Source organism: Streptomyces acidicola, from assembly GCF_009377235.1.
Classification (GTDB): Bacteria; Actinomycetota; Actinomycetes; order Streptomycetales; family Streptomycetaceae; genus Streptomyces; species Streptomyces acidicola.
This window is the reverse complement of record NZ_VMNX01000009.1, coordinates 40,640-61,346: the sequence shown is the minus strand read 5'-3', so window position 1 is coordinate 61,346 and position 20,707 is coordinate 40,640. Positions and strand designations below refer to the sequence as shown.

Annotated in this window: 21 protein-coding genes; 11 read left to right on the top strand and 10 right to left on the bottom strand. The window is 71.1% G+C overall.

Translation table 11 applies throughout. From position 1 onward, the window contains the following. Positions 1-134 precede the first annotated feature (134 nt). Positions 135-1,346, top strand: coding sequence for an FAD-dependent monooxygenase (locus FPZ41_RS05545; RefSeq protein WP_322619857.1), 1,212 nt, complete (start codon positions 135-137; stop codon positions 1,344-1,346). 21 nt (positions 1,347-1,367) lie between these two features. On the opposite strand, the gene FPZ41_RS05540 is transcribed toward FPZ41_RS05545, so the two are convergent. Then, the gene (locus FPZ41_RS05540; protein WP_152859684.1) at positions 1,368-2,024 is read right to left on the bottom strand and encodes an alpha-ketoglutarate-dependent dioxygenase AlkB; all 657 of its coding nucleotides are present in this window, start codon (positions 2,022-2,024) and stop codon (positions 1,368-1,370) included. Between the two features lie 101 nt (positions 2,025-2,125). Next, positions 2,126-2,797, bottom strand: coding sequence for an AIM24 family protein (locus tag FPZ41_RS05535; protein ID WP_152859681.1), 672 nt, complete (start codon positions 2,795-2,797; stop codon positions 2,126-2,128). Between the two features lie 125 nt (positions 2,798-2,922). On the opposite strand from FPZ41_RS05535, the gene FPZ41_RS05530 reads away from it, so the two are divergent. Together FPZ41_RS05530 and FPZ41_RS05525 are read left to right on the top strand one after the other, a co-directional pair. Next, positions 2,923-4,401, top strand: coding sequence for an FGGY-family carbohydrate kinase (locus FPZ41_RS05530; RefSeq protein WP_152859679.1), 1,479 nt, complete (start codon positions 2,923-2,925; stop codon positions 4,399-4,401). Between the two features lie 207 nt (positions 4,402-4,608). Next, entirely contained in the window at positions 4,609-5,286 is a 678-nt protein-coding gene (locus tag FPZ41_RS05525; RefSeq protein WP_152859754.1) for an NUDIX domain-containing protein, read from the top strand. A 40-nt stretch (positions 5,287-5,326) separates the two neighbouring features. Here the strand turns inward: FPZ41_RS05525 and FPZ41_RS05520 are convergent, their stop codons facing one another. After that, positions 5,327-6,235 carry a LysR family transcriptional regulator ArgP gene (locus tag FPZ41_RS05520; protein WP_322619856.1) on the bottom strand — a complete coding sequence of 303 codons (909 nt, stop codon included), beginning with the start codon at positions 6,233-6,235 and terminating at the stop codon, positions 5,327-5,329. 66 nt (positions 6,236-6,301) lie between these two features. Here FPZ41_RS05520 and FPZ41_RS05515 point away from each other — a divergent pair, with 66 nt between their 5' ends. The 4 genes from FPZ41_RS05515 to FPZ41_RS05500 all read left to right on the top strand — a co-directional run bounded on the left by FPZ41_RS05515 (position 6,302) and on the right by FPZ41_RS05500 (position 10,150). After that, on the top strand, positions 6,302-6,913 hold the full coding sequence (locus tag FPZ41_RS05515) for a LysE/ArgO family amino acid transporter (RefSeq protein ID WP_322619855.1): 612 nt from the start codon (positions 6,302-6,304) through the stop codon (positions 6,911-6,913). Between the two features lie 126 nt (positions 6,914-7,039). Then, a complete protein-coding gene (locus FPZ41_RS05510) occupies positions 7,040-8,365 on the top strand; it encodes an MFS transporter (protein WP_322619854.1) in 1,326 nt (441 codons plus the stop codon). A gap of 97 nt (positions 8,366-8,462) precedes the next feature. Continuing rightward, positions 8,463-9,425, top strand: coding sequence for an aldo/keto reductase (locus tag FPZ41_RS05505; RefSeq protein WP_152859675.1), 963 nt, complete (start codon positions 8,463-8,465; stop codon positions 9,423-9,425). Positions 9,426-9,466: 41 nt separating this feature from the next. Further along, a complete protein-coding gene (locus FPZ41_RS05500; protein WP_152859673.1) occupies positions 9,467-10,150 on the top strand; it encodes a formylglycine-generating enzyme family protein in 684 nt (227 codons plus the stop codon). Positions 10,151-10,186: 36 nt separating this feature from the next. Here the strand turns inward: FPZ41_RS05500 and FPZ41_RS05495 are convergent, their stop codons facing one another. The 3 genes from FPZ41_RS05495 to FPZ41_RS05485 all read right to left on the bottom strand — a co-directional run bounded on the left by FPZ41_RS05495 (position 10,187) and on the right by FPZ41_RS05485 (position 12,919). Next, positions 10,187-10,723: a DUF6624 domain-containing protein gene (locus tag FPZ41_RS05495; protein WP_152859671.1), complete on the bottom strand. Its 537-nt coding sequence runs from the start codon at positions 10,721-10,723 to the stop codon at positions 10,187-10,189. A 14-nt stretch (positions 10,724-10,737) separates the two neighbouring features. Next, on the bottom strand, positions 10,738-11,160 hold the full coding sequence (locus tag FPZ41_RS05490) for an ATP-binding protein (protein ID WP_152859669.1): 423 nt from the start codon (positions 11,158-11,160) through the stop codon (positions 10,738-10,740). 334 nt (positions 11,161-11,494) lie between these two features. Continuing rightward, positions 11,495-12,919 carry a tetratricopeptide repeat protein gene (locus FPZ41_RS05485; protein ID WP_152859667.1) on the bottom strand — a complete coding sequence of 475 codons (1,425 nt, stop codon included), beginning with the start codon at positions 12,917-12,919 and terminating at the stop codon, positions 11,495-11,497. 304 nt (positions 12,920-13,223) lie between these two features. On the opposite strand from FPZ41_RS05485, the gene FPZ41_RS05480 reads away from it, so the two are divergent. The 4 genes from FPZ41_RS05480 (at position 13,224) to FPZ41_RS05465 (ending at position 16,677) form a co-directional block, all read left to right on the top strand. Continuing rightward, positions 13,224-14,045 (top strand): helix-turn-helix domain-containing protein, encoded by an 822-nt coding sequence (locus FPZ41_RS05480; protein WP_152859750.1) that lies wholly within the window; start codon positions 13,224-13,226, stop codon positions 14,043-14,045. A gap of 1 nt (position 14,046) precedes the next feature. Then, positions 14,047-14,292, top strand: a complete 246-nt coding sequence (locus FPZ41_RS05475; RefSeq protein ID WP_131561118.1) for a DUF397 domain-containing protein — start codon at positions 14,047-14,049, stop codon at positions 14,290-14,292. Positions 14,293-15,109: 817 nt separating this feature from the next. Continuing rightward, positions 15,110-15,919 carry an SAM-dependent methyltransferase gene (locus FPZ41_RS05470; protein ID WP_152859748.1) on the top strand — a complete coding sequence of 270 codons (810 nt, stop codon included), beginning with the start codon at positions 15,110-15,112 and terminating at the stop codon, positions 15,917-15,919. Between the two features lie 74 nt (positions 15,920-15,993). After that, a complete protein-coding gene (locus tag FPZ41_RS05465; RefSeq protein WP_152859665.1) occupies positions 15,994-16,677 on the top strand; it encodes a Clp protease N-terminal domain-containing protein in 684 nt (227 codons plus the stop codon). On the opposite strand, the gene FPZ41_RS05460 is transcribed toward FPZ41_RS05465, so the two are convergent. From FPZ41_RS05460 to FPZ41_RS05445, 4 genes are all read right to left on the bottom strand, one after another. Further along, complete coding sequence (locus FPZ41_RS05460) at positions 16,674-17,129, bottom strand: RpiB/LacA/LacB family sugar-phosphate isomerase (RefSeq protein WP_152859663.1); 456 nt, start codon at positions 17,127-17,129, stop codon at positions 16,674-16,676. The genes FPZ41_RS05465 and FPZ41_RS05460 overlap by 4 nt on opposite strands. 14 nt (positions 17,130-17,143) lie before the next feature. After that, positions 17,144-18,298, bottom strand: a complete 1,155-nt coding sequence (locus FPZ41_RS05455; RefSeq protein ID WP_152859746.1) for a glycoside hydrolase family 64 protein — start codon at positions 18,296-18,298, stop codon at positions 17,144-17,146. 327 nt (positions 18,299-18,625) lie between these two features. Continuing rightward, positions 18,626-19,777 (bottom strand): PP2C family protein-serine/threonine phosphatase, encoded by a 1,152-nt coding sequence (locus tag FPZ41_RS05450; RefSeq protein ID WP_322619853.1) that lies wholly within the window; start codon positions 19,775-19,777, stop codon positions 18,626-18,628. A 66-nt stretch (positions 19,778-19,843) separates the two neighbouring features. Beyond that, the gene (locus FPZ41_RS05445; RefSeq protein ID WP_152859660.1) at positions 19,844-20,551 is read right to left on the bottom strand and encodes a TetR/AcrR family transcriptional regulator; all 708 of its coding nucleotides are present in this window, start codon (positions 20,549-20,551) and stop codon (positions 19,844-19,846) included. Positions 20,552-20,707: the final 156 nt, after the last annotated feature.

Sequence of the window (20,707 nt, the reverse complement as noted above, 5' to 3'; positions counted from 1 at the left end):
GACATCCCTCGGCCGCCGCCTCCGTACGGCCGACACATCGGTGACGCACGCGCGGCAACCACCGTCGGAGCCACACCCATACTGTTACGCTGCGCGTTCAAAATATGACCCTGTGTCATACCGTAGGAGTGCGCGTGAAGATCGCATGCGTCGGCGGCGGCCCTGCAAGTCTGTACTTCTCGATCCTGATGAAACGCCAGGACCCCTCCTGCGACATCACCGTCCATGAACGCAACCCGCCCGGCTCGACATACGGCTGGGGCGTGACCTACTGGGCCGGGCTGCTCGACAAGCTCCGGGAGCACGATCCCGAGTCGGCGGCGGCCGTGGCCGCGAACTCGGTCCGCTGGAGCGACGGAGTCGCCCACGTCCGTGGCAGCCGTACGGTCCACCACGGCGACGAGGGCTTCGGCATCGGCCGGCGCCGCATGCTCGATCTGCTCGCCGGGCGCGCCGAATCCCTCGGGGTGCGGCTGGAGTTCGAGCACGAGGTCACCGCGGACCGCATCCCGGACGCCGACCTGGTCGTGGCGGGCGACGGGATCAACAGCACCCTGCGCGAACGCCACGCCGACCACTTCGGCACCGACGTCCGCCTCGGCCGCAACCGGTACATCTGGCTCGGCACCACCCAGGTCTTCGACACGTTCACGTTCTCCTTCCAGGAGACCGGCCACGGCTGGATCTGGTGCTACGCCTACGGGTTCAGCGGGGAGCAGAGCACCTGCGTCGTGGAGTGCTCCCCGGAGACCTGGACCGGCCTCGGCCTCGACCGCGCGAACGAGGCCGACGGGCTGGCCCTCCTGGAGAAGCTCTTCGCGGGCATCCTCGACGGCCACCCGCTGATCGGCCGCGCCCAGGCCGACGGCGCCGCGCAGTGGCTGAACTTCCGCACCCTGACCAACCGCACATGGTCCCGCGGCAACCTCGTCCTCATCGGCGACGCCGCTCACACCACGCACTACTCCATCGGCGCGGGCACCACCCTCGCGCTGGAGGACGCCATCTCCCTGGCCGGAGCCCTGCGCGGCCGCGCGGAACTCCGACCCGCGCTCGCCCGGTACGAACAGCAGCGCAAGGCCGGACTCCTCCGGCAGCAGAGCGCGGCCCGCCTGAGCGCCCAGTGGTACGAGAACCTCCCGCGCTACATGCACCTGCCGCCACGGCAGATGTTCGCCCTCCTCGGCCAGCGCCACTCCCCGCTGCTGCCGTACGTACCGCCGCAGCTGTACTACCGACTCGACCGCGCCGCCGGGCAGCTGGAGGTGCTGCGCCGCCTCAAGCGCTGGCTGGGCCCGCGCCTGGCCCGCACGGCGCACACCCGGGCACTGGCCGCGCGGAAGTAGCGCGTGCAGGGCGGCGGCACATCAGTTCACGCCCTGCGGCCGGAACTGGATGCTGATGCGCGGCCCCGCCGCGTGGTTCGTCTTGGGCACCGCGTGGTCCCATGTGCGCTGGCAGGAGCCGCCCATCACGATCAGATCGCCGTGGCCCAGGGGGAACCGCAGGGTGTGGCCGCCCTGGCGTGGCCGCAGGGCCAGGTCGCGTGCCGTGCCCACCGACAGGATGGCCACCATCGTGTCCTGGCGGGCGCCCCGGCCGATCCGGTCGCCGTGCCAGGCCACACTGTCCCGGCCGTCGCGGTAGTAGCAGAGGCCGGCCGTGACGAACGGTTCGCCCAGCTCGTCGGCGTAGCGCGCGGTGAGTGTGTCGCGGGCCTCGTCGAGCACGGGGTGGGGCAGCGGATCGTCGGCCGCGTAGTACGCCAGCAGCCGGGGTACGTCGACGACCTGCTCGTACATCTGCCGCCGCTCGGCCCGCCAGGGCACCTCCTCGGCGAGGTGCGCGAAGAGGGCGTCGGCCCCGCTGAGCCAGCCGGGCAGCAGGTCGATCCAGGCTCCCGCGCCGAGCACGACCCGGCGTGTCTCCTCCAGCGGTGCGAGCTGGACCGTGTCGGACTGGTCGAAGAGCGATCCCTGGAGGTGCGAGCCGTGAAGGTGCGGGCCCTGGAGGTGCGTGGCCATAGATGCCAGCGTACCTCGCATTCGGATGAATGTTCGATCGAGTGGGTGTCCTGAGGGACGGGTGCCCCATCGGCGGCCGCGGCGGGGCACCCGCCGCTGTGCTACTGAGGCTTGTGCGGGGTGGCCTCGCTCGGCCGTACGACCACGAAACCCTCGCCCTCCAGCTTCAGCTGGACGGCCTCCCCGGAGCCGCCGCGGATCATCGACCCGAAGGACTGCGACCGGTGCAGCGACGTGTGCAGCTGGGCCGACCAGCCCACCACGGCGTCCGTGTCCACGAACACGGGCTGCTGGTGCGACACCGGAATGACCAGCGGATTGCCCTCGCAGATCAACCCGAGCTTCCCCTGTCCGGTGAACACGCTGTTGAACAGACCGCCGCCGGTGATGCCCGCACCCTTCACCGTCTTGATCTCGTACGCCAGCGTGGGGTCGAAACAGAGCACGTTGCGCCCGTTGACGGTGAGCGCGTCCCCCGCCTCGATGTCGACGATGAAGCAGTTCTGCGCCTCATGCGCGAACCACGCCTCGCCCTGCCCGCGCACCGCCATCAGCGCCAGCCCCTCGCCGGTGACCGCGCGCTTGAGCATGCCGCCCACGCCCTGGCCCCTGCGTTCGAACTGCAGATCCCCCCGGTAGGCGATCATCGCCCCCTGCCGCGCGAGCATCTCCCCGTCGACGGCGTACTTGATGGTCTTCGCGTTCTGCACGCTCATGCCCGGCGCGTACGCCGGTTGCACCATGTGCTCGCTGGAAAAGAGATCACCCTTCATGCAGGCATGCTGTCCCGGAGCCACCGCCTCCGCCAAGCTCGCCGTACTCCTTTGTGTCAACCCACCGTCGGAGCGGGAGGATTGCTGACTGCCCGTATCCACGCAGTGAGGGGAGCCGTGACCGCATGACCGTGCTCGGAGTCGACATCGGGACGTCCAGCAGCAAAGGAGTGCTCGTCGGCGACGACGGGACGGTGCTGGCCACCGCCGTACGGCCGCACGCGGTCAGCCGGCCGCGCCCCGGCCACGTGGAGATGGACGCCCGCGTGTGGTGGGACGAATTTGTCTCCCTCGCCCGCGAGCTGAGCGAGTCGGGAGCGCCGGTCGGGGCCGTGGGCGTCAGCGGCATGGGCCCCTGCGTCGCGCTGACCGACGAGGCGGGCGTACCGCTGCGGCCGGCGATCCTCTACGGCGTCGACACCCGGGCGACCGAGCAGATCGCGCGTCTGGAGGGCGAGCTGGGCCGGGACAAGGTGCTGGAGCGCTGCGGGTCGGTGCTCTCCACCCAGGCCGTCGGCCCGAAGATCGCCTGGCTGACGGAGCACGAGCCCGAGGTGACCGCCCGCGCCCGGCGGCTGTACATGCCCAGCTCCTACCTCGTCCACCGGCTGACCGGCGCCTACGTCCTCGACCACCACTCCGCCAGCCAGGCCGTGCCGCTCTACGACTCCCTCGCCCAGGACTGGTACGCACCGTGGGCCCGGCACATCGCTCCGCACCTCGAACTCCCGCCCCTGCGCTGGCCCGGAGACATCGCCGGTCACATCACCGCCGAAGCGGCCGCCGCCACCGGACTTCCGACAGGCGTCCCTGTGATCACCGGCACGATCGACGCCTGGTCGGAGGCGCTGAGCGTAGATGCCCAGCACACCGGTGACCTGATGCTCATGTATGGCAGCACCATGTTCCTGATCAACACGACCGCCGAGCGCGTACTCGTGCCCCAGTTGTGGAGCACCGTCGGCGCGTTGCCCGGAACACGCAGCCTCGCGGGCGGCATGGCCACCTCCGGCATGGTCACCGACTGGCTGCGGGACCTGTTCGGCGCGGCCGACACCGCCACCCTCCTCGCGGAGGCCGAGCGGTCGGGGCCGGGTGCCCGGGGCCTGCTGATGCTCCCGTATTTCGCCGGGGAGCGGACCCCGGTCGCAGACCCCGACGCACGGGGCCTGATCGCCGGGCTGACGGTGGAGCACACCCGCGGCGACCTCTATCGCGCCGCTCTGGAGGCCACGGCGTTCGGCGTGCGGCACAACGTCGAGGCGATGCGCGCCGCCGGTGCCCGCATCGACCGAGTGGTGGCCGTCGGCGGCGGCACCCGCGGCGGACTGTGGACGCGTGTCGTCTCCGACGTGACCGGCCTGGACCAGGAGATCAGGAGCGTCACCCTCGGGGCCAGCTACGGCGCCGCGTTCCTGGCCGCGGGCGCGCTCGGGGCGGCGCGCATGGACGCCTGGAACCCCGTACGCGAACGCGTCACACCCGATGCCCGACTCCGGTGCCGGTACGACGAGTTGTACGAGCTCTACCGCCGCCTGTACCCGGCGACGCGCGACATCGCGCACACCCTGGCCCGGCACCAGCGCGACGCCCCCGCAACCTGAAGGAGGACGCGGGGCGTTCCGGCGGCCGCCGACGGCGCCGCACCGCGGGCGACACGCGCCGAACCCACCCGTGGGGGGAACGCCTGACACCGGCCGGACCGGAATGGTAGAAGCGATCATGACCAAGTTCAGCTGTGTCTGTTCCCCGTGTTGTCCCTGCTCGCGCACGGTTCCCGGGGTTCCCTGCTCGCACCCGGCCCGCACGCGATGACCGCGGGCATCGACACCCCGGACCGCCGCGGCCGTACCGGACTCGACCGCGTCGGGCGGGACCTGACGGGCAACCCGCGGATCAAGGTGCGGGACGTGAAGCTGCTGTCCTGCCACTGGTACGTGGAGCGCACCACCACCTTCGAATTCCAGCACGCCGACGGCACCTGGAGCACCCAGGAGCGCGAGACCCACGACCGGGGCAACGGCGCCACCATGCTGCTGTACGACGCGGACCGGCAGACCGTGCTGCTCACCCGGCAGTTCCGCTACCCCGTGTACGTCAACGGCCACCCCGACGGGATGCTGGTCGAGACGCCGGGCGGGCTGCTCGACGAGGAGGACGAGCACCCCGAGGTCGCGGTGCGGCGCGAGGTCGTCGAGGAGACGGGCCACACCATCGGCGAGGTCCGGCACGTCTTCGACGTGTACATGAGCCCGGGTTCCGTCACCGAGCGGGTGAGCTTCTACGCCGCCTCGTACGGCCCGTCGACCCGTACGCACGAGGGCGGGGGACTGGACGAGGAGGGCGAGGACATCGAGATCGTCGAACTGCCCTTCCGCCGGGCACTGGAGATGATCCGCACCGGCGAGATCGCCGACGCGAAGACCATCATGCTGCTCCAGTGGGCGGCGCTGGAGGGCCCGTTCAGCGCCGGGGCCGGCGGAGCCTGATCCCCTGCCCCGTCGCGGCCGCTGCGGCGGGGCGCCGGCATCAGGTGCCGAGCGCGCCGGCCGCCGCGGCCGCGACGGCCTCCGCGACGGCGGTGAGCGCGGGGGAGTCGAGTTTCCACTGCTGCCAGAACAGGGGGACTTCCGTGCTCCGGTCCGGTGCCAGAAGAACCAGCCGGCCGACGTCGAGCAGCGGCTCCGCCTGTGCGGCGGGCAGCATGCCCCAGCCCATCCCCGCGGCGACGGCATCGACGAAGCCCTCCGAGGTCGGCACGAAATGCCGTTGCGCGCTTGCGCGGTGACCTCGCCTCAGCTTTTGGACGAACGCGTCCTGGAAGTCGTCCCGCCGGTCGAAGGCCACGACCGGTGCGTCGGCGATCACCTCGCGCAAGGGCACGTCGGACCCCGCGCCGAGCCAGCGCCGCGCGAAGGCGGGGGAGGCGACGGGGAGGTACCGCATCCGGCCCAGCGCGCGCACCGAGCAGCCGGCCACCGCGTCCGGTGACGAGGTGACCGCGGCCATCACCAGCCCCTCGCGCAGAAGCTGGGCCGTGTGGTCCTCGTCCTCGCGCCGCAGCTCGTAGCAGGCCCGCAGCTCCTCGGGCACCCGTGTCAGGGCAGGCAGGAACCAGGTCGCCAGCGAGTCGGCGTTCACCGCGATCGACACACGCGTGGTCTCCGCGGAGCCGGTCATGCCGAGGGCGGTGTGGGCGTCCTGTTCGAGACGGGCCAGCTGACGGGCGAACCGCACGATCACCGCGCCCGACTCGGTGGGCCGTACCGGCTTCGTGCGGACCAGCAGCACCCGGCCGGTGCGCTGTTCGAGCGCCTTGACCCGCTGGCTGACCGCCGAGGGCGTCACGTGCAGAGCGCCGGCCGCCGCGTCGAACGTCCCCTCGTCCACCACCGCGAGCAGGGTGCGCACCAGGTCTATCGGAAGGTCTGACATCACGATCGCTAATGTTACGTAAGAATCTTTAGCTGTACTGCTGTATGCCCGACCCTTAGCGTCGGGCGGGTGAACACCGCTCTCATCACGCTGGCCGCCGGGTTCGGCACCGGCCTCTCCCTCATCGTCGCGATCGGCGCCCAGAACGCGTTCGTCCTCCGCCAGGGCATCCACCGGGACGCGGTGCTGCCTGTCGTGGCAATCTGCGCGCTCTCCGACGCGGTGCTGATCGCCCTCGGGGTCGCCGGAGTCGGCGCCCTGGTCGTGGCCTGGCCCGCGGCCCTGACGGCGGTGGCACTGCTCGGAGGCGCCTTCCTCCTGGTCTACGGCGTCCTGGCCGCGCGACGCGTCCTGCGACCCGGGGCGTTGCGTCCGGAGCCCGGTTCGACCGGTTCACGCCGCCGGGCGGTCCTCACCTGCCTGGCGCTGACCTGGCTCAACCCCCACGTCTACCTCGACACCGTGTTCCTGCTCGGTTCCGTCGCCGCCGAACGCGGCCCCCTGCGCTGGACCTTCGGTCTCGGCGCCGCCGCCGCGAGCCTGTGCTGGTTCGCCGCCCTCGGCTTCGGCGCCCGCCTCCTCAGCCGTTTCCTGTCCCGGCCGTCGGCGTGGCGGGTACTGGACGGTCTCGTCGCCGCGACCATGCTCGCCTTGGGCGCGACTCTGATCGCCAGGGCGTGAGCGGCCACCGGCGACTGAGCGCGCGACCGTCCGCCGGCCGGGTCCACCACCCGCCTGCCGAGCCCGCCGCCGGGTGGGCGATAGTGATGCCCGTACCGAAAGATGTAGCGAGCAACCAGGACGCCGGTGGACACGAGCGAGAACAGTACGAGCAGCGATACGGGACCGGACGGCGACACAGACGGGACAGGGGAGCCGGCCGGGTCCCGCACCCGCGGGTGGCGCCGCTGGGCGATGGACACCCGCCCGCTGCGCCGCCCCGCCTACCGCCGCCTGTGGTCCTCGACCATCGTCACGGCGGTCGGCAGCCAGCTGACCGCCGTCGCGGTACCCAAGCAGATCTACGACATCACGGGTTCCTCCGCTTGGGTCGGCTACGCGAGCCTCGCCGGGCTCCTGCCGCTGATGGTCTTCGCGCTGTGGGGCGGCGCTGTCGCCGACAGCATGGACCGCCGCACGCTCATGCTGATCACCAACGCGGGCATAGCGGTCACCTCCGTCCTCTTCTGGCTCCAGGCCGTCACCGGACTCGACTCGGTCCCGGTGCTGATGGTCCTGCTCGCCCTCCAGCAGGCGTTCTTCGGCCTGAACGCACCGGCCCGCAACGCCTCCATCGCCCGCCTGGTGCCCGGCGACGAACTCGCCGCGGCCAATGCGCTGGGCTCCACCGTGATGCAGACCGGCCTCGTGGTGGGCCCGCTCCTCGCCGGCGCCCTGATCCCGGTCGTGGGACTGGCGGAGCTGTACCTGATCGACGCGCTGGCCCTGTGCGTCACCGTCTGGGCGGTCGCACGGCTCCCCGCGCTGCCGCCCCTGACCACCGCCGGTTCCGGGCAGCGGCGGGCCGGCTGGCGCGAGGTCGCCGCGGGCTTCCGCTACATCTCGCTGCACAAGGTGCTGCTGCTGTCCTTCCTCGCCGACATCATCGCCATGGTCCTCGGCATGCCCCGCGCCCTCTTCCCCCAGCTCGCCGCCGAGACGTACGCCCCCTACGGGGAGGGCCTCGCGCTCGGGCTGCTGTTCGCGGCGATACCCATCGGTGCCGTGCTCGGCGGGCTGTTCTCGGGCACGTTCTCCCGCGCGCGTCGGCACGGTCTCATGGTCATCGCGGCCGTTGTGGCCTGGGGCGTGGCGATCACGGGGTTCGGGATGAGCACGAGCCTGTGGCTGGCGGTGGCGTTCCTCGCCGTCGCAGGAGCGGCCGACATGGTGTCCATGGTCTTCCGCGGCGCCATTCTCCTCTCGGCCGCCACCGACGAGATGCGCGGCCGAATGCAGGGCGTCTTCACGGTCGTCGTCGCGGGCGGCCCACGCCTCGCCGACGTCCTGCACGGCACCGCCGGTTCGGCCTTCGGCCCGCGCGTGGCCGTGGCGGGCGGCGGACTCCTGGTCGTCGTGGCGATGCTCCTCCTGGCCACGACGACACCGGCCCTGCGCCGGTACCGGGTCTGAGAGCCGTCGACCCGCCCGGCCGCCTCCAGCGCGCTTTGCCGCACGCTTCGTACGCTGCTCCTCAGGATCACCCCCCCCGATGACAGGAGTGGCGACGATGCGGTACGTGAAGCTCGGTTCGACGGGTCTGGACGTGTCACGGATCTGTGTGGGCTGCATGAGTTTCGGGCTGCCCGATCGCGGTCCTCATGAATGGACGCTGGACGAGGAGGCGTCACGCCCGCTGATCCGCCAGGCGCTGGAGGCCGGGATCAACTTCTTCGACACCGCCAACGTGTACTCCGACGGCACCAGCGAGGAAATCGTCGGCCGGGCGCTCGCCGAGTACGCACGGCGCGAGGAGATCGTGCTCGCGACCAAGGTGTACGGCCCCATGCACGAGGGCCCCAACGCCCACGGTCTGTCCCGCAAGGCGATCATGACGGAGATCGACGGGAGCCTGCGCCGCCTGGGCACCGACTACGTGGACCTGTACCAGATCCACCGCTTCGACCCCGACACTCCCGTCGAGGAGACCATGGAGGCCCTGCACGACGTCGTCAAGGCGGGCAAGGCCCGCTACATCGGGGCGAGTTCGATGTACGCCTGGCAGTTCTCCAAGGCCCAGTACACCGCGCGGCTGAACGGCTGGACGCAGTTCGTGTCCATGCAGAACCACTACAACCTCCTTTACCGGGAAGAGGAGCGCGAGATGCTGCCGCTGTGCGAGGACCAGGGCGTCGGCGTCCTGCCGTGGAGCCCGCTCGCCCGGGGCCGCCTCGCCCGCGAGTGGGACACCACCACGCAACGCAGCCGCACGGATCAGTTCGGCAGCACCCTCTACCAGGAGGGCGACCGCGACATCGTCGAGGCCGTCGGCCGCACCGCCACCGAACGCGGCGTCCCACGTGCGCGGATCGCCCTCGCCTGGCTGCTGCGCCGGAGCACCGCCCCCATCGTGGGGGCCACCTGGCCGCAGCACCTTGAGGACGCGGTCGCCGCCCTCGACATCGACCTCACCGACAAGGAGATCGAGGACCTCGACCGGCCCTACACACCGAGGGCGATCAGCGGCCACTGAGCCCGGCCCGCTCCCGGGCCACGCCCCGTAGGATCACGTCGATGGACACGCGTACGGACAACGGGATGATCACTGTCTCGCAGGGACGAGTGACACTGTCGGACCGCCGGACACAACGGCGTTGGACGGTCGACGTGGCACCCTACGAACTCTGCGCGTTCCCGGTCACCCAGGCGCGGTACGCACAGGTCACCGGTGAGCGGCCGAGCACCGCGGAAGGCGACCGGCTGCCCGTCGAGACCGTGTCGTGGTGGGACGCGGTCCGCTACTGCAACTCCCTCTCCCTGAGCGAGGGTTTGACACCCGCGTACCGCCTCCTCGAAGAGGAACGCGTCGAGTGGGACAGGGGCGCCGACGGGTACCGGCTGCCGACCGAGGCGGAGTGGGAGCACGCCTGCCGGGCCGGTACCACCGGCCCGCGCTACGGCGCCCTCGACGAGATCGCCTGGCACCGGGGCAACTCGCACGAGCGCATCCATGACGTCGGCGGCAGACGTCCCAACCCGTGGGGCCTGTACGACATGCTGGGCAATGTCTGGGAGTGGTGCTGGGACGTCTACGACGCGGAGGTCTACGGCTCCTACCGGGTGCTCCGGGGCGGCGGCTGGTTCGACGAGCACTGGAGCTGCCGCGCCTCCGTACGCCGCCGCAGCCACCCGACGCTACGGATCGACGACACCGGCTTCCGCGTCGCGCGTTCACTCCTGGGCCACGGCGCGCACTGACGGGAACCACTCGCCCGCTCGCCCGAGCGTGCTTCGTCAAAGCTCCCCCGTGGCCCCCAGACCGCCCCGCAGCGCCCGCAGATGGTCGCCCAGCGGACCGAGTCCCACATCGTGGCGGCGCTCGTCGACGGTCCCCGGGCGACGGATGGGGTACGGGTGGAGCGTGACCGGGTTGATGCGCGTGCCGTAGAACTGCGGCTGGTCCAGCTCGACGGCGCAGTGGTCGGCGATGTAGGCGTGGTGCACGGCCGGACAGGTGCCGTCCGCGACGGCCTCCGCGATCAGGTCGCGGCAGGTGAGCTGGAAGCCCAGGTCCGAGGCGTGCAGCAGGATCATCAGCGCGGCCGTCGACGCGGGTTCGCCGACCATCTCGGAGGTGGGCCAGCCGTGGCCGGCGACCATCGCTCCGAGGGCTTCCGCGTTGTCCTTGCGGCACCGGGTGATGCGATGACGGCCGACCGCGGCCGGCACCGAACGCGCCTCGCGGGCCAGCCGGTGCTCCTCCTCGATCCTGTGGACCAGTTCGGCGGCGAGTGCGTGCTCCCGTACGGAGGCCCTCTGTTCGTGTCCCATGGACGGTGCGCCCCTCATGTCGTCCCCCGGACGGCGATCGAGAACCACACCTTCTTGCCGATGTTGCCGGGCGAGGGCGGGTCGGTACCCCGGTCGTCGGCCAGTGCCTCGACGATCGCCAGTCCGCGACCCGTTTCGGCGCCCGCGTCCGGCGTGCGCGGCCGGGGCGGCGCGGGCGACGAGTCGGCGAGGGTGACGCGTACCTCGTCGCCGGAGTACTCCAGTGACACGGCGACGGTGCCGGAGGGGCCGGTGCCCGCGTGCCGCACCGCGTTGGCGAACAGCTCGTCCGTCGCCGGCACGACATCGTCGATGAGGTGGGGGAGCCGCCACAGTCTGAGGTGGGCGGCGACCATGCGCCGTACTCCGCCGGCGAACGAGGGGTCCGCGGCCACGGCCACCTGGAAGAGGCGCGGCGCCCTGCTGAGCGAGATCAAGGGAGCGTCACCCCGTCGGTGGATAACCCCGGTCCGTCCCCCTGCCCGGGGGCGGCCGCATGCGCGGCGCACGAGCGCCACCGGATGCCGTGTGCTGGTGTGGCAGGGAACCGGCGGCGACGTGCGCCGACACTGGCTGCCGTCATCGTGTGCCTCCTTACGTCTGGGGCGTGCCCGGGCGGCGGCCGCCGGTGCTGTTGTCGAAGACAACAGCACCGGACACAACTGGGTCGAGGTGGTGAGGGGGTTGTTCGGCTGCGGGCACGTGGTGGTGTGACCTGTACGTTCGCCGCCGTGGTGAACCGGGGCTGTGGTGAGCACTCACGCATGGTGTTCAGGCCGCCACCCCCAACACCGGCCGCGACCTCAGCTCGAACTCCCGCACAAGCGGCTCGTCACGGCGCGACGCCAGCCGCCCGCGGAAGTCGCGCAGGGCCTGGATCGACCGTTCGCTGTGGACACCGCTCAGCGCGTCGAGCGCTTCGGTGGCCGTGGCGACGGCCTCGTCCAGGCGGTTCTGCTGGAGGTGCGCCGTCGCCAGCACCGACCGGCTGATGGCCTGGCGCCGGCGCCGGTCGGCGTGCGCGCGCACGGACTCGCTCGCGGTCTGCTCGGCCTGCGCGGCGAGGCCCAGATCGCGGAAGCACACGGCGGACTCGGCCTGCAGGTAGTGGTGGTCGATGAAACGGACCCACGGCGACTCCTGGGCGGCCCCGCGGCTCGTGTCGAGCTGCTTCTCGGCGGCGCGCAGCGCCTCGGTGGTCTCGCGCGGCCGGCCGAGCGCCGCGTGACCGCGCGCGGACATGGCGTACAGGCGCATCAGCCCGAGCGGGCTGCCGGCGTCGCGCGCGGTGGCGATACCGGCCCGGGCCAGCGCCACCCCCTCGTCGGGCCGGCCCAGGCTGGTCGCCAGGTGGGACAGACCCGCCAGGATCTGCCCGCCCAGTACACGGTCGCGGCCCTCCGCGCACAGCCGCAGCGCCTGCGTCATATAGCGCTGGCCCAGGCCGTACTCCCCGGCGTCGTACGAACTCCAGCCCGCCATCGCCGCGAGCCGGGCCCCCGCGGCGAACAGCTCCCGCCGCTGCTGCTCGGTCGTGCCGCGCTGCTGCAGCATCGGGACGACCTCGGCCGACAGGTACTGCACGATGCTCGTGCGCACCCCGCCGCCGCCGTAGTGGTTGTCCATCTCGTCGAACAGGGCGATCATCGCGTGGACCTGCTCCACCGGCCCGGCATCCGACAGGGACGCGAGCCGGGCCGGGGTCTCCTCGCTCTCCACCAGCCAGAGCAGCCAGGCCCGTTGAGGGCTCATCAGGGCGCCCGGCACGAAGGGCACCGCGCCGAGCAGGGTGCGCCGGGAGATGTCGGTGGAAGCGAGTTCGACCAGGGTGTGCAGTGTCTCCGCCACGTTGTCTCCGTACACCAGCGCCCGCCCCACGACCGGGCGCCCGCCGTCGAGCGGGAAACCGAGGTCCGCGGGCGTCAGCGGGCGGCCCAGCCGCTCGCCGAGGACCGCCGCGATGACCTCCGGCGTGTTGCCGCGGGGCTGCTGGCCCTGGAGCCAGCGCGTGACGGACGCCTTGTCGTAGTTGGTGTCCGCGCCCTGACAGCGGCCCAGTTCGTTGACCCGGAGCGCGAGCGAGGCGTAGGAGCATCCGGCTTCCTTGAGGGCGGCCGCCAATGCCTTGTTGGGGCCGCCAGAGTCCTTGGCACCCTTTCCTGCGTTTCTCGGTTGTCCGTTCGTCACGGCGGCCATCCAGGTCTCGCTTCATGTCGGCGCGCGGCTTGACCCGTACCCGCTTCAGGCGCCAACTCCCGGGCGGGCCGGACGAGTTCGAATGACACTGCCGCGCATGTGCGCCAGGTCACTCGATCACTATGGTGGCCGACAGACTCAGCTCGCAACCAGCGTTCTGATAATTTCAGAATGAACCGCAAGGACCTGTCGGTGTCAACGGATGGCGTGGCACACTGCACGCTGTGAATCCCGTCCTGGGAGGCAGCACGTGAGTGAGACCCGCTCAGGAGGCGGCGCCCCGGCGGCCCCCACCGTCCTGCGCATGGTGCTCGGCAAGCGGCTCAGGCAGCTGCGTGAACAGGCCGGAGTGTCCTTCGAGGAGGCGGCACGGGTCATCGAGGTCACCGCCCTGACGGTCCGACGCATGGAGAAGGCCGAGGTCGGACTCCGCATCCCCTACGTGAAGGAGTTGCTGCGCACCTACGGGGTCTCCGCCACGGAGATCGAGGACTTCGTCTCCCTCGCCCGCGAGGCCAACCAGCCCGGCTGGTGGTACAAGTACCGCGACGTACTGCCGGAATGGTTCAGCGCCTACGTCAGCCTGGAGAGCGAAGCCGCGGTCATCCGGCTCTACGAACCCCAGTACGTCCCCGGCCTGTTGCAGACCCCGGACTACGCCGCCGCGCTCATGCGCGTCGGCTTCCCCAACGCGACCGAGGAGGACATCGCACGCCGGGTCTCGCTGCGCCTGCGGCGCCAGGACCTGCTGGCCAAACCGGAGGCACCCGCCATCTGGGCCATCCTCGACGAGACGGTGCTGCGCCGGCCCGTCGGCGGCCCCGAGGTGATGCGGGCCCAGATCGACCGCATGACCGAGATGCTTGCGAGCCCGAGGGTCAGGATCCAGATCATGCGCTTCGCCGCAGGACCCCATCCGGGAGCCTTCGGCCCCTTCCACTACTTCCGGTTCGGGTTCTCCGAACTCCCGGACATCGTCTACACCGAAAGCCTCGCGGGCTCCCAGTACGTCGACCAGCCCGCCGACGTCGTCACCTACCTGGAAGTACTGGACCGGATGTCCGTGCAGGCGGAACCGGTCTCCCGTACCAGGGACATCCTGGCAGCACTGCGTAAGGAGCTGTGACATGGCAACCGACGGCCCCATCTACAACGGCATGCCCGCCCGCGACCTCGGCACGGAGGGCTGGCACAAGCCCTGGAGCGGCACGAACGGTGGTTCCTGCGTCGAGGCCAAGCGACTGCCCGACGGCAGCGTCGCCTTCCGGCAGTCCACGGACCCGACCGGCCCCGCGCTGGTCTACTCGCGGGACGAGATGATCTCGTTCCTGGAGGGAGCGAAGGCGGGCCAGGCGGACTTCCTGATCGCCTGACCCAGTCCGGTGCGGGCGTCGAAACGGCCGTCGAAGCCACTACGCCCGCACAACCGGACAACCCGCCCGCGCACTCCCCCTGGTACGGAAGCGCCTCCCACACTGGGAGAGTTGCCCTCCGCCCCGCATCACTCGAAGGGAGCGGCATGCGTACGTCGCCTCGCGACCGGAGACGAGCGGTGCCGCTCGGCGGGCGAGTTCGCACCCCTGGCTCTCCCGATGGCTCGCCCGAGGGACGGGGATGACCCTGCCTCCCCTCCTCACCCAGTACCGGACCGTGATCGTCGAGGGACACGAAGGCACCCGCAGGGACGCCCTCGTCGCCGAGCTCGCCCGCCTCGGCTTCCTGGTCCGTCGCATGCCGGCGACCCTGCACCACCTCGATCCGGCCCTGCCCTACCGCGAACTCCTCGCCGCTCCGGGCCGGCTCGTCATCGACGGCAGCATCATCAGGGAACTCGTCTACGGACCGTTGCGCCGGGGAAACTCCCGGGTGACCTGGATCCAGGCCCTCGACTTCGCCGAGGCCGTGGCCGAGCGCGACGGAGCGATGCTCCACCTCACGGCGTCGCCGCCCGCCGGGTGCGAGCAGCGGCACGGCGCGGAGAGGGCCGACGCGACGGCGGCGTACGCCCGCGTGTTCCTGACCCTCGCCCAGCATGTGCCCGTGGTGACGCTGGACGTCGGAAGCGGCGCCGTCGAGCCGGCCGGCGCGCCCCATCCGTGCCCGCCCTGCCCAGGAGTACCAACCGCCAGGAGACGCACGACAGTTGACGGTAAGTTGGCGACGACCGCGATGCGAGGCAGGAGACTCCCCATGACAGACGGCCGCCCCACCCCCGACCAGGAAGCCCTGTCGAAGATCGACACCACGGTGCCGCACTCGGCCCGCATCTGGAACTACTGGATGGGCGGCAAGGACAACTACGAGGTCGACCGCGTCGCGGGTGACGCCTACCGCGAGATCGCCCCCAACATCGAAACGATGGCCAGGGCCTCGCGCACCTATCTGATCCGCACGGTCACCTTCGTGGCCCGCGAACGGGGCATCCGCCAGTTCCTCGACATCGGCACCGGCCTGCCCACGTACGACAACACCCACGAGGTCGCCCAGAAGGCCGCCCCCGATTCCCGCATCGTCTACGTCGACAACGACCCCCTCGTCCTGCGCCACGCCCAGGCCCTGCTCACCAGCACCCCCGAGGGCGTCACCGACTACGTCGACGCCGACCTGCACGACCCGGAGGCCATCCTCGAATCGGCGGGCAGGATCCTGGACTTCGGCAAGCCCGTCGCCCTGATGCTCATGGGCATCCTCGGTCACATCCAGGACTACGAGAAGGCCAAGTCGATCGTCAGCCGCCTCCAGGCGGCGCTTCCCTCGGGCAGCTACTTCGTGCACTACGACAGCACGGACACCGACGAGGAACTGAAGCGCGCCCAGGACGGCTACGACGACACCGGCGCCGTCCCGTACGTCCTGCGCAGCCCGGCGCAGCTCGCCGCGTACTACGAGGGCCTGGAGCTCCTCGACCCCGGCATCGTCTCCTGCCCCCTGTGGCGCCCGGAGTCCGGTACGAGCCCGACGCCGACGGACGTGTACGGGGGAGTGGCCCACAAGCCCTGAAGCACCCCGACGGAGGTCTGCGGTGAAGGCAAGTGCACCTTGACAATTCCGAACTGTCAAGGCGTACTTGCGTTATGCCTCTCCCGGATCTTGACGATCTCATCGCCGAAGTGGACCGGACCTGCGCCACGGCGCACCGCCCCGGCGGACAGGAACAACCCGACTGGCTTGCCCTGTTGACGGCGGCCGCGCAGATATCGGGCCAACTCCAGTCACTGGCGGACGACTTGGTCGAGGACTACGTCGAGCACTGCCGTATGCACGGCTGTTCCTGGACGGACATCGGCGCGGCCCTCGGAGTGACCCGGCAGGCCGTGCAGCAGCGTTTCCACGCCCCCCACAAGCGCTACAGCCCCGACACGATGACGGAAGCCCTCCGCGCGGCGATGGCGCACGTCAAGCGGGCGGCCGTGCAGAACCGGAACAACTACATCGGCACCGAGCACCTCCTGTGGGGGCTCACGGTGGAGGACAACAGCGCCACCCGGCTTCTGCGGGACGCCGGAGTCCCACCCGAGCGCGTCCACGAGGCCGTGGCCGCCCGGCTGAGCATGGGCGCCTCCCAGGCGGCCGAGCGGATCGCGTGGACGCCGTACTCCCGCAAGGCGATCACCCTCGCGGAAGCGCGCTCCGGAGCAGGGGGTTCCGACCTCATCGACTGCGACGACCTGCTCGTCGGCCTCGCCCAGGTCGGGCGCGGAGCGGCGGCCGCGGTCCTCACGGACGCCGGCTTCGACGCGGCGGCCCTCGCCGTCTAGGGAGCGGTCCGGGGGGTGTCCAGGCGTCCGACGCGGTCCACGTTCGCCCGGTCGTCGGCGTCCTCACTGGCCTCGGCGGCGAACCAGGCGTCGAGGATCTCCTTGAGCAGCGGCTCGGAGGTCAGCCGCAGGCTGAGCGCGAGCACATTGGCGTCGTTCCAGCGGCGTGCGCCGTCCGCCGTGTACGCGTCCGTGCACAGGGCCGCCCGGACCCCCGGCACCTTGTTCGCGGCGATCGACGCGCCCGTGCCGGTCCAGCAGCACACAACCGCCTGGTCCGACGTGCCGGAAGCGACCTCGCGGGCGGCCGCCTCCGAGCAGGCCGCCCACTGGGGGTCGTCGCCGGGGCTCAGCGCCCCGTGCGCCACCACCTCGTGGCCGCGCCCCCGCAGTTCTGCGAGCAGGAGGCGCGCCACGGGTTCGTCCATGTCCGAGGAAACGGAGATCCGCATGCCATGGAGGGTACTCAGTTCAGCGGGTCCAGCGTGAGGTACGCCTCCCGCGGGCTGCCGTCGTGCACGAGCGACTCGTGGTTGCCGACGTCGTCGAAGGCGAAGGCGTACGCCTTGCCGTCGGCCATCTGGGCGTGGATCGCGCGGGCGTAGTGGTTGGTCACCCCGTCCTTGTAGAAGTCGGCCGAGGTGGCGTCGGGCTGGTTGGGGTTGGTGAGGAGGGTGGAGCGGTTGAAGCCCGCGCACAGGGTGCGGGAGATCGGGCCGCGCACCGCGTCGTTCGGGGCGTCGAGCAGCTTGTGGCAGCCGAAGACGCTGTCCGCGTCGGGCTTCTGGAAGGTGGTGACCACGGCTCCGGCACCGTTGGTGAAGTTCATGACGTCGCCCGACACCCGGCCGGAGTACTTCGTGCCGGGCTGGTCGGTGAACGGCGTGACCGTCAGCGTCGTCGTGGCGTACTTCTGCCAGACACGGTTGATGTAGTCGTCCATCACGGCCCTCGGGAGGGCGCCGGTCTCCAGCCCGTAGAGCGGGGAGAGTGCGCGCAGGACAGTGCCGTCGGAGCGGGTCTGGATCAGGTTGCCCCAGCCGCCCTGCTGGCTCCGCAGCGCGTTGAAGAAGCCGTTGTAGCCGCCCGGCTTGAGATGGCCCGTGGTGGCCGTGCTGCCGTCGGCGCGCTGCACGCCGACCGCGTAGGGCGCGGAGACCATGTCGACCTGGGTGCTGTTGAGCCACAGCCCCGAGTCGTTGAGGGTGTACTCGGACCAGTTGAAGAGGATGTCGCGGTTCGGGTCGCTCGGGTTCTGCACGGCCGGCTGCACGAGTCCGCCGGTCGTCAGCCTGAAGTCGAGTTTCCGCCCGTACGAGAAGTAGATCCGCCCCGAGAACTTGGGCACCTGGATCGTCGTCGACTGCCCTGCGGCCGGACCGGTGATCGAGGCGTCCGGTGCCGGCGTGGGCGGGTTGCCGCCGGCGGGCCACGCGTGGAACACCCCGTTCGCGTCGGCCCAGCCCTGCTTGCCGGTCGAGAGTTGGGTGCCGAGGTTGTAAACGTAGACCGGTTCGCTCCGGCCCGAACTGTTGGTGATCTTCAGGGGGATGGTGTCGGGGACCGCGGCATGGGCCGGTGGCCCCGTCCCGGGTGTGCCGAGGGCCAGCGTGAGGGCCATGCCGATCGCCGCGGTGATGGCCAGGGTCCGGTGCTTGTGTCGTCCGATCTGCACTCTCCGCCTCCTGTACGAGAGCCGTAGTGGGGGGTTGGTCCGTACCTGTTGAGAGCGCTCTCAGATTGTCGTCGAGCTGCGTACATGTCAACGGTCTCGACAGCATCACCCGTTACCGCCCCCATGGTGTCCGGGATGCTGGAGTGACGGATGGGGCGTGAAGGGGCTGATGCCGGACGTGTTCTCCGCAGGGGTGGCCGACTCATGCGCTCGACCCGCTGACCCGCTGACCCGTTGACCCGTTGCGCCGCTTCGTGGCCGTGCCTGGTGTGATCAGTGGCCGTTCGTGAGGTCCTCGGGGCCCGCGGGGCCCGCGTGGTCCGGCGTGAGGACGAGCATCGTCGCGTCGTCCCGGATGACGCCGCAATGACGGACCAGATCGGCCCAGACGTGCTCGGTCAGCGTCGCCGGGTCCCCATCGTCGAGGGAGGCGATCCGGTCGACCAAGGGATAGAACGCACCGCTCTCGTCCCTGGCCTCCAGGACTCCGTCGGAGGCCAGGAACAGACGGTCACCGGGCCGCAGTTCCACCGAGAGCTCCTCCGCCGGGGGGCCGTCGCCCAGGCCGAGCCCGAACGGCAGCCCCGGTGCGACCGCCAGCTCGGTGGCGTGCCCGTCGCGCATCAGCAGCGGCGGTGGGTGACCGCAGGCCACGATCCGTACCGTGTGGGCGTCGGCGGAGAATTCGAGCAGCATGCCCGTCGCGAACAGCTCGGCGTGCTGTACGGCCGCGGAGTCCACCACCAGCCTGCGGTCCAGGTGGGCCGCGACCGACTCCAGGTCACGTTGGTCGAGGACCGACTCCCGGAACGCCCCCAGCAGTGACGCGACCGTGGCGACGGCGGACAGGCCGTGCCCCTGGACATCACCCATCACCGCCCGGACACCGTACGGTCCGTCGCGCACGTCGAAGAAGTCGCCGCCGACGAGTGTCCCGCGCTGCGCCGCCCGATACAGGCCCGCACACCGCACCGGTCCCACCCGCTCCGGCAGCGGCGGCACGACGGCCCGCTGGGCGGCCTCGGCGACCGTGCGCACGGTGACCAGCTGGGCGTCGCGGTGGCTGCGCACGAAGGCCACGAACACGCTCAGCACGGCGACAAAGATGAGGGTCAGTAGATCGCTGTTGCCCGGGCGGTTCAGTTGCAGGGCGGGAACGTGGAACAGGCCGATCACCAGGGCGCCGAGGATCGCGGTGGCCGCGGGCCCGTACGACAGCACGGCCAGCGGAGGGATGGCACCGAGCAGGAACCCGATGTCGAGCGGTTCGCGGCTCGACAGCGTGGCCGCGCACACGACCCCCAGCAGGGCGACCGGCAGCACCCGCACCCATATCGGCGGCGGCGCGGCGCCGCGCAACCAGCTCCGCCGGTCCCGGTCCCGGTCCGGGTCCCGGCGCAACCGCTCGATACGCACCCGACTCACACCACCACGCTCCTACCTCGGCCGGGATTGCGCACGCGGGAGGTCCGCGACGGGTGCTCTCCGTCCTCAGACCGGACCTGCCACCGGCCCACGGGGTGCGCGGTGTGGGCCCAACCCTCGCAGGACATCGCCGAGTTGGGGAGCGGTGAGCGAAGGGGAGGGGAGAGGGGACGCGGCCGGCGAGGCGCGCAGCCCGTCGAGGAGCAGAGTGAGGGGGCGTCGCCAGGCGTCCGGGGCGGCCGCCGAGGCGAGGGCCGGGACAGCCCGGCCGAGAGCGGCAAGGGAGAACAGGACGTCCTCCGTGGTGACGTCCGCGCGGACGGTCCCCTGGTCGCGGCCACGGCTCAGCAACAGCTCGATCGTCTCCCGGTTGTGGGCGTGCACCGACTGCAGTGCGTCGACGCCCTCCAGGTGCGTGGTCATCAGGTCGTTCGTGCCGCGGTCGGCGGCCAGGACCGAGAAGACCGCCTCCAGGTAGCCGGTCAGGCCCGCCCAGGCGTCCTCGACGGCCCGTGCTTCCTCACCGACGGTCATGGTGTCCGTCAGTACGTCGCGGAACACGGCGTCGACGAGGGCCGGGCGGCTGGGGAAGTGCCGGTACAGAGTGGCGTTGCCGATCCCCGCCCGGCGGGCGATCACGTCCAGCGGTGCTTCGAGCCCCTGCTCGGAGAACACCTCGTGTGCCGCCTCGATCAACAGCTCCCGGTTGCGCCGCGCGTCACGCCGCCGCCCCGGCGTCCTCGCGGCGTTGGCACTGCTGGCGCCGACCGTCATTCTCGCCCTCCGTCCTGCCGGGAAGCTCTCCCTGTCATCGGGGAGTGCTCCCCGGAAGAGATGCTATCGTCAGGACATGAAGTGGGGAGTGCTCCCCGTTTTTCGGGGGGAGCCTGCGGTGACCCTGTCGCCGGGGCTGGGCACGCGCCGCGGACC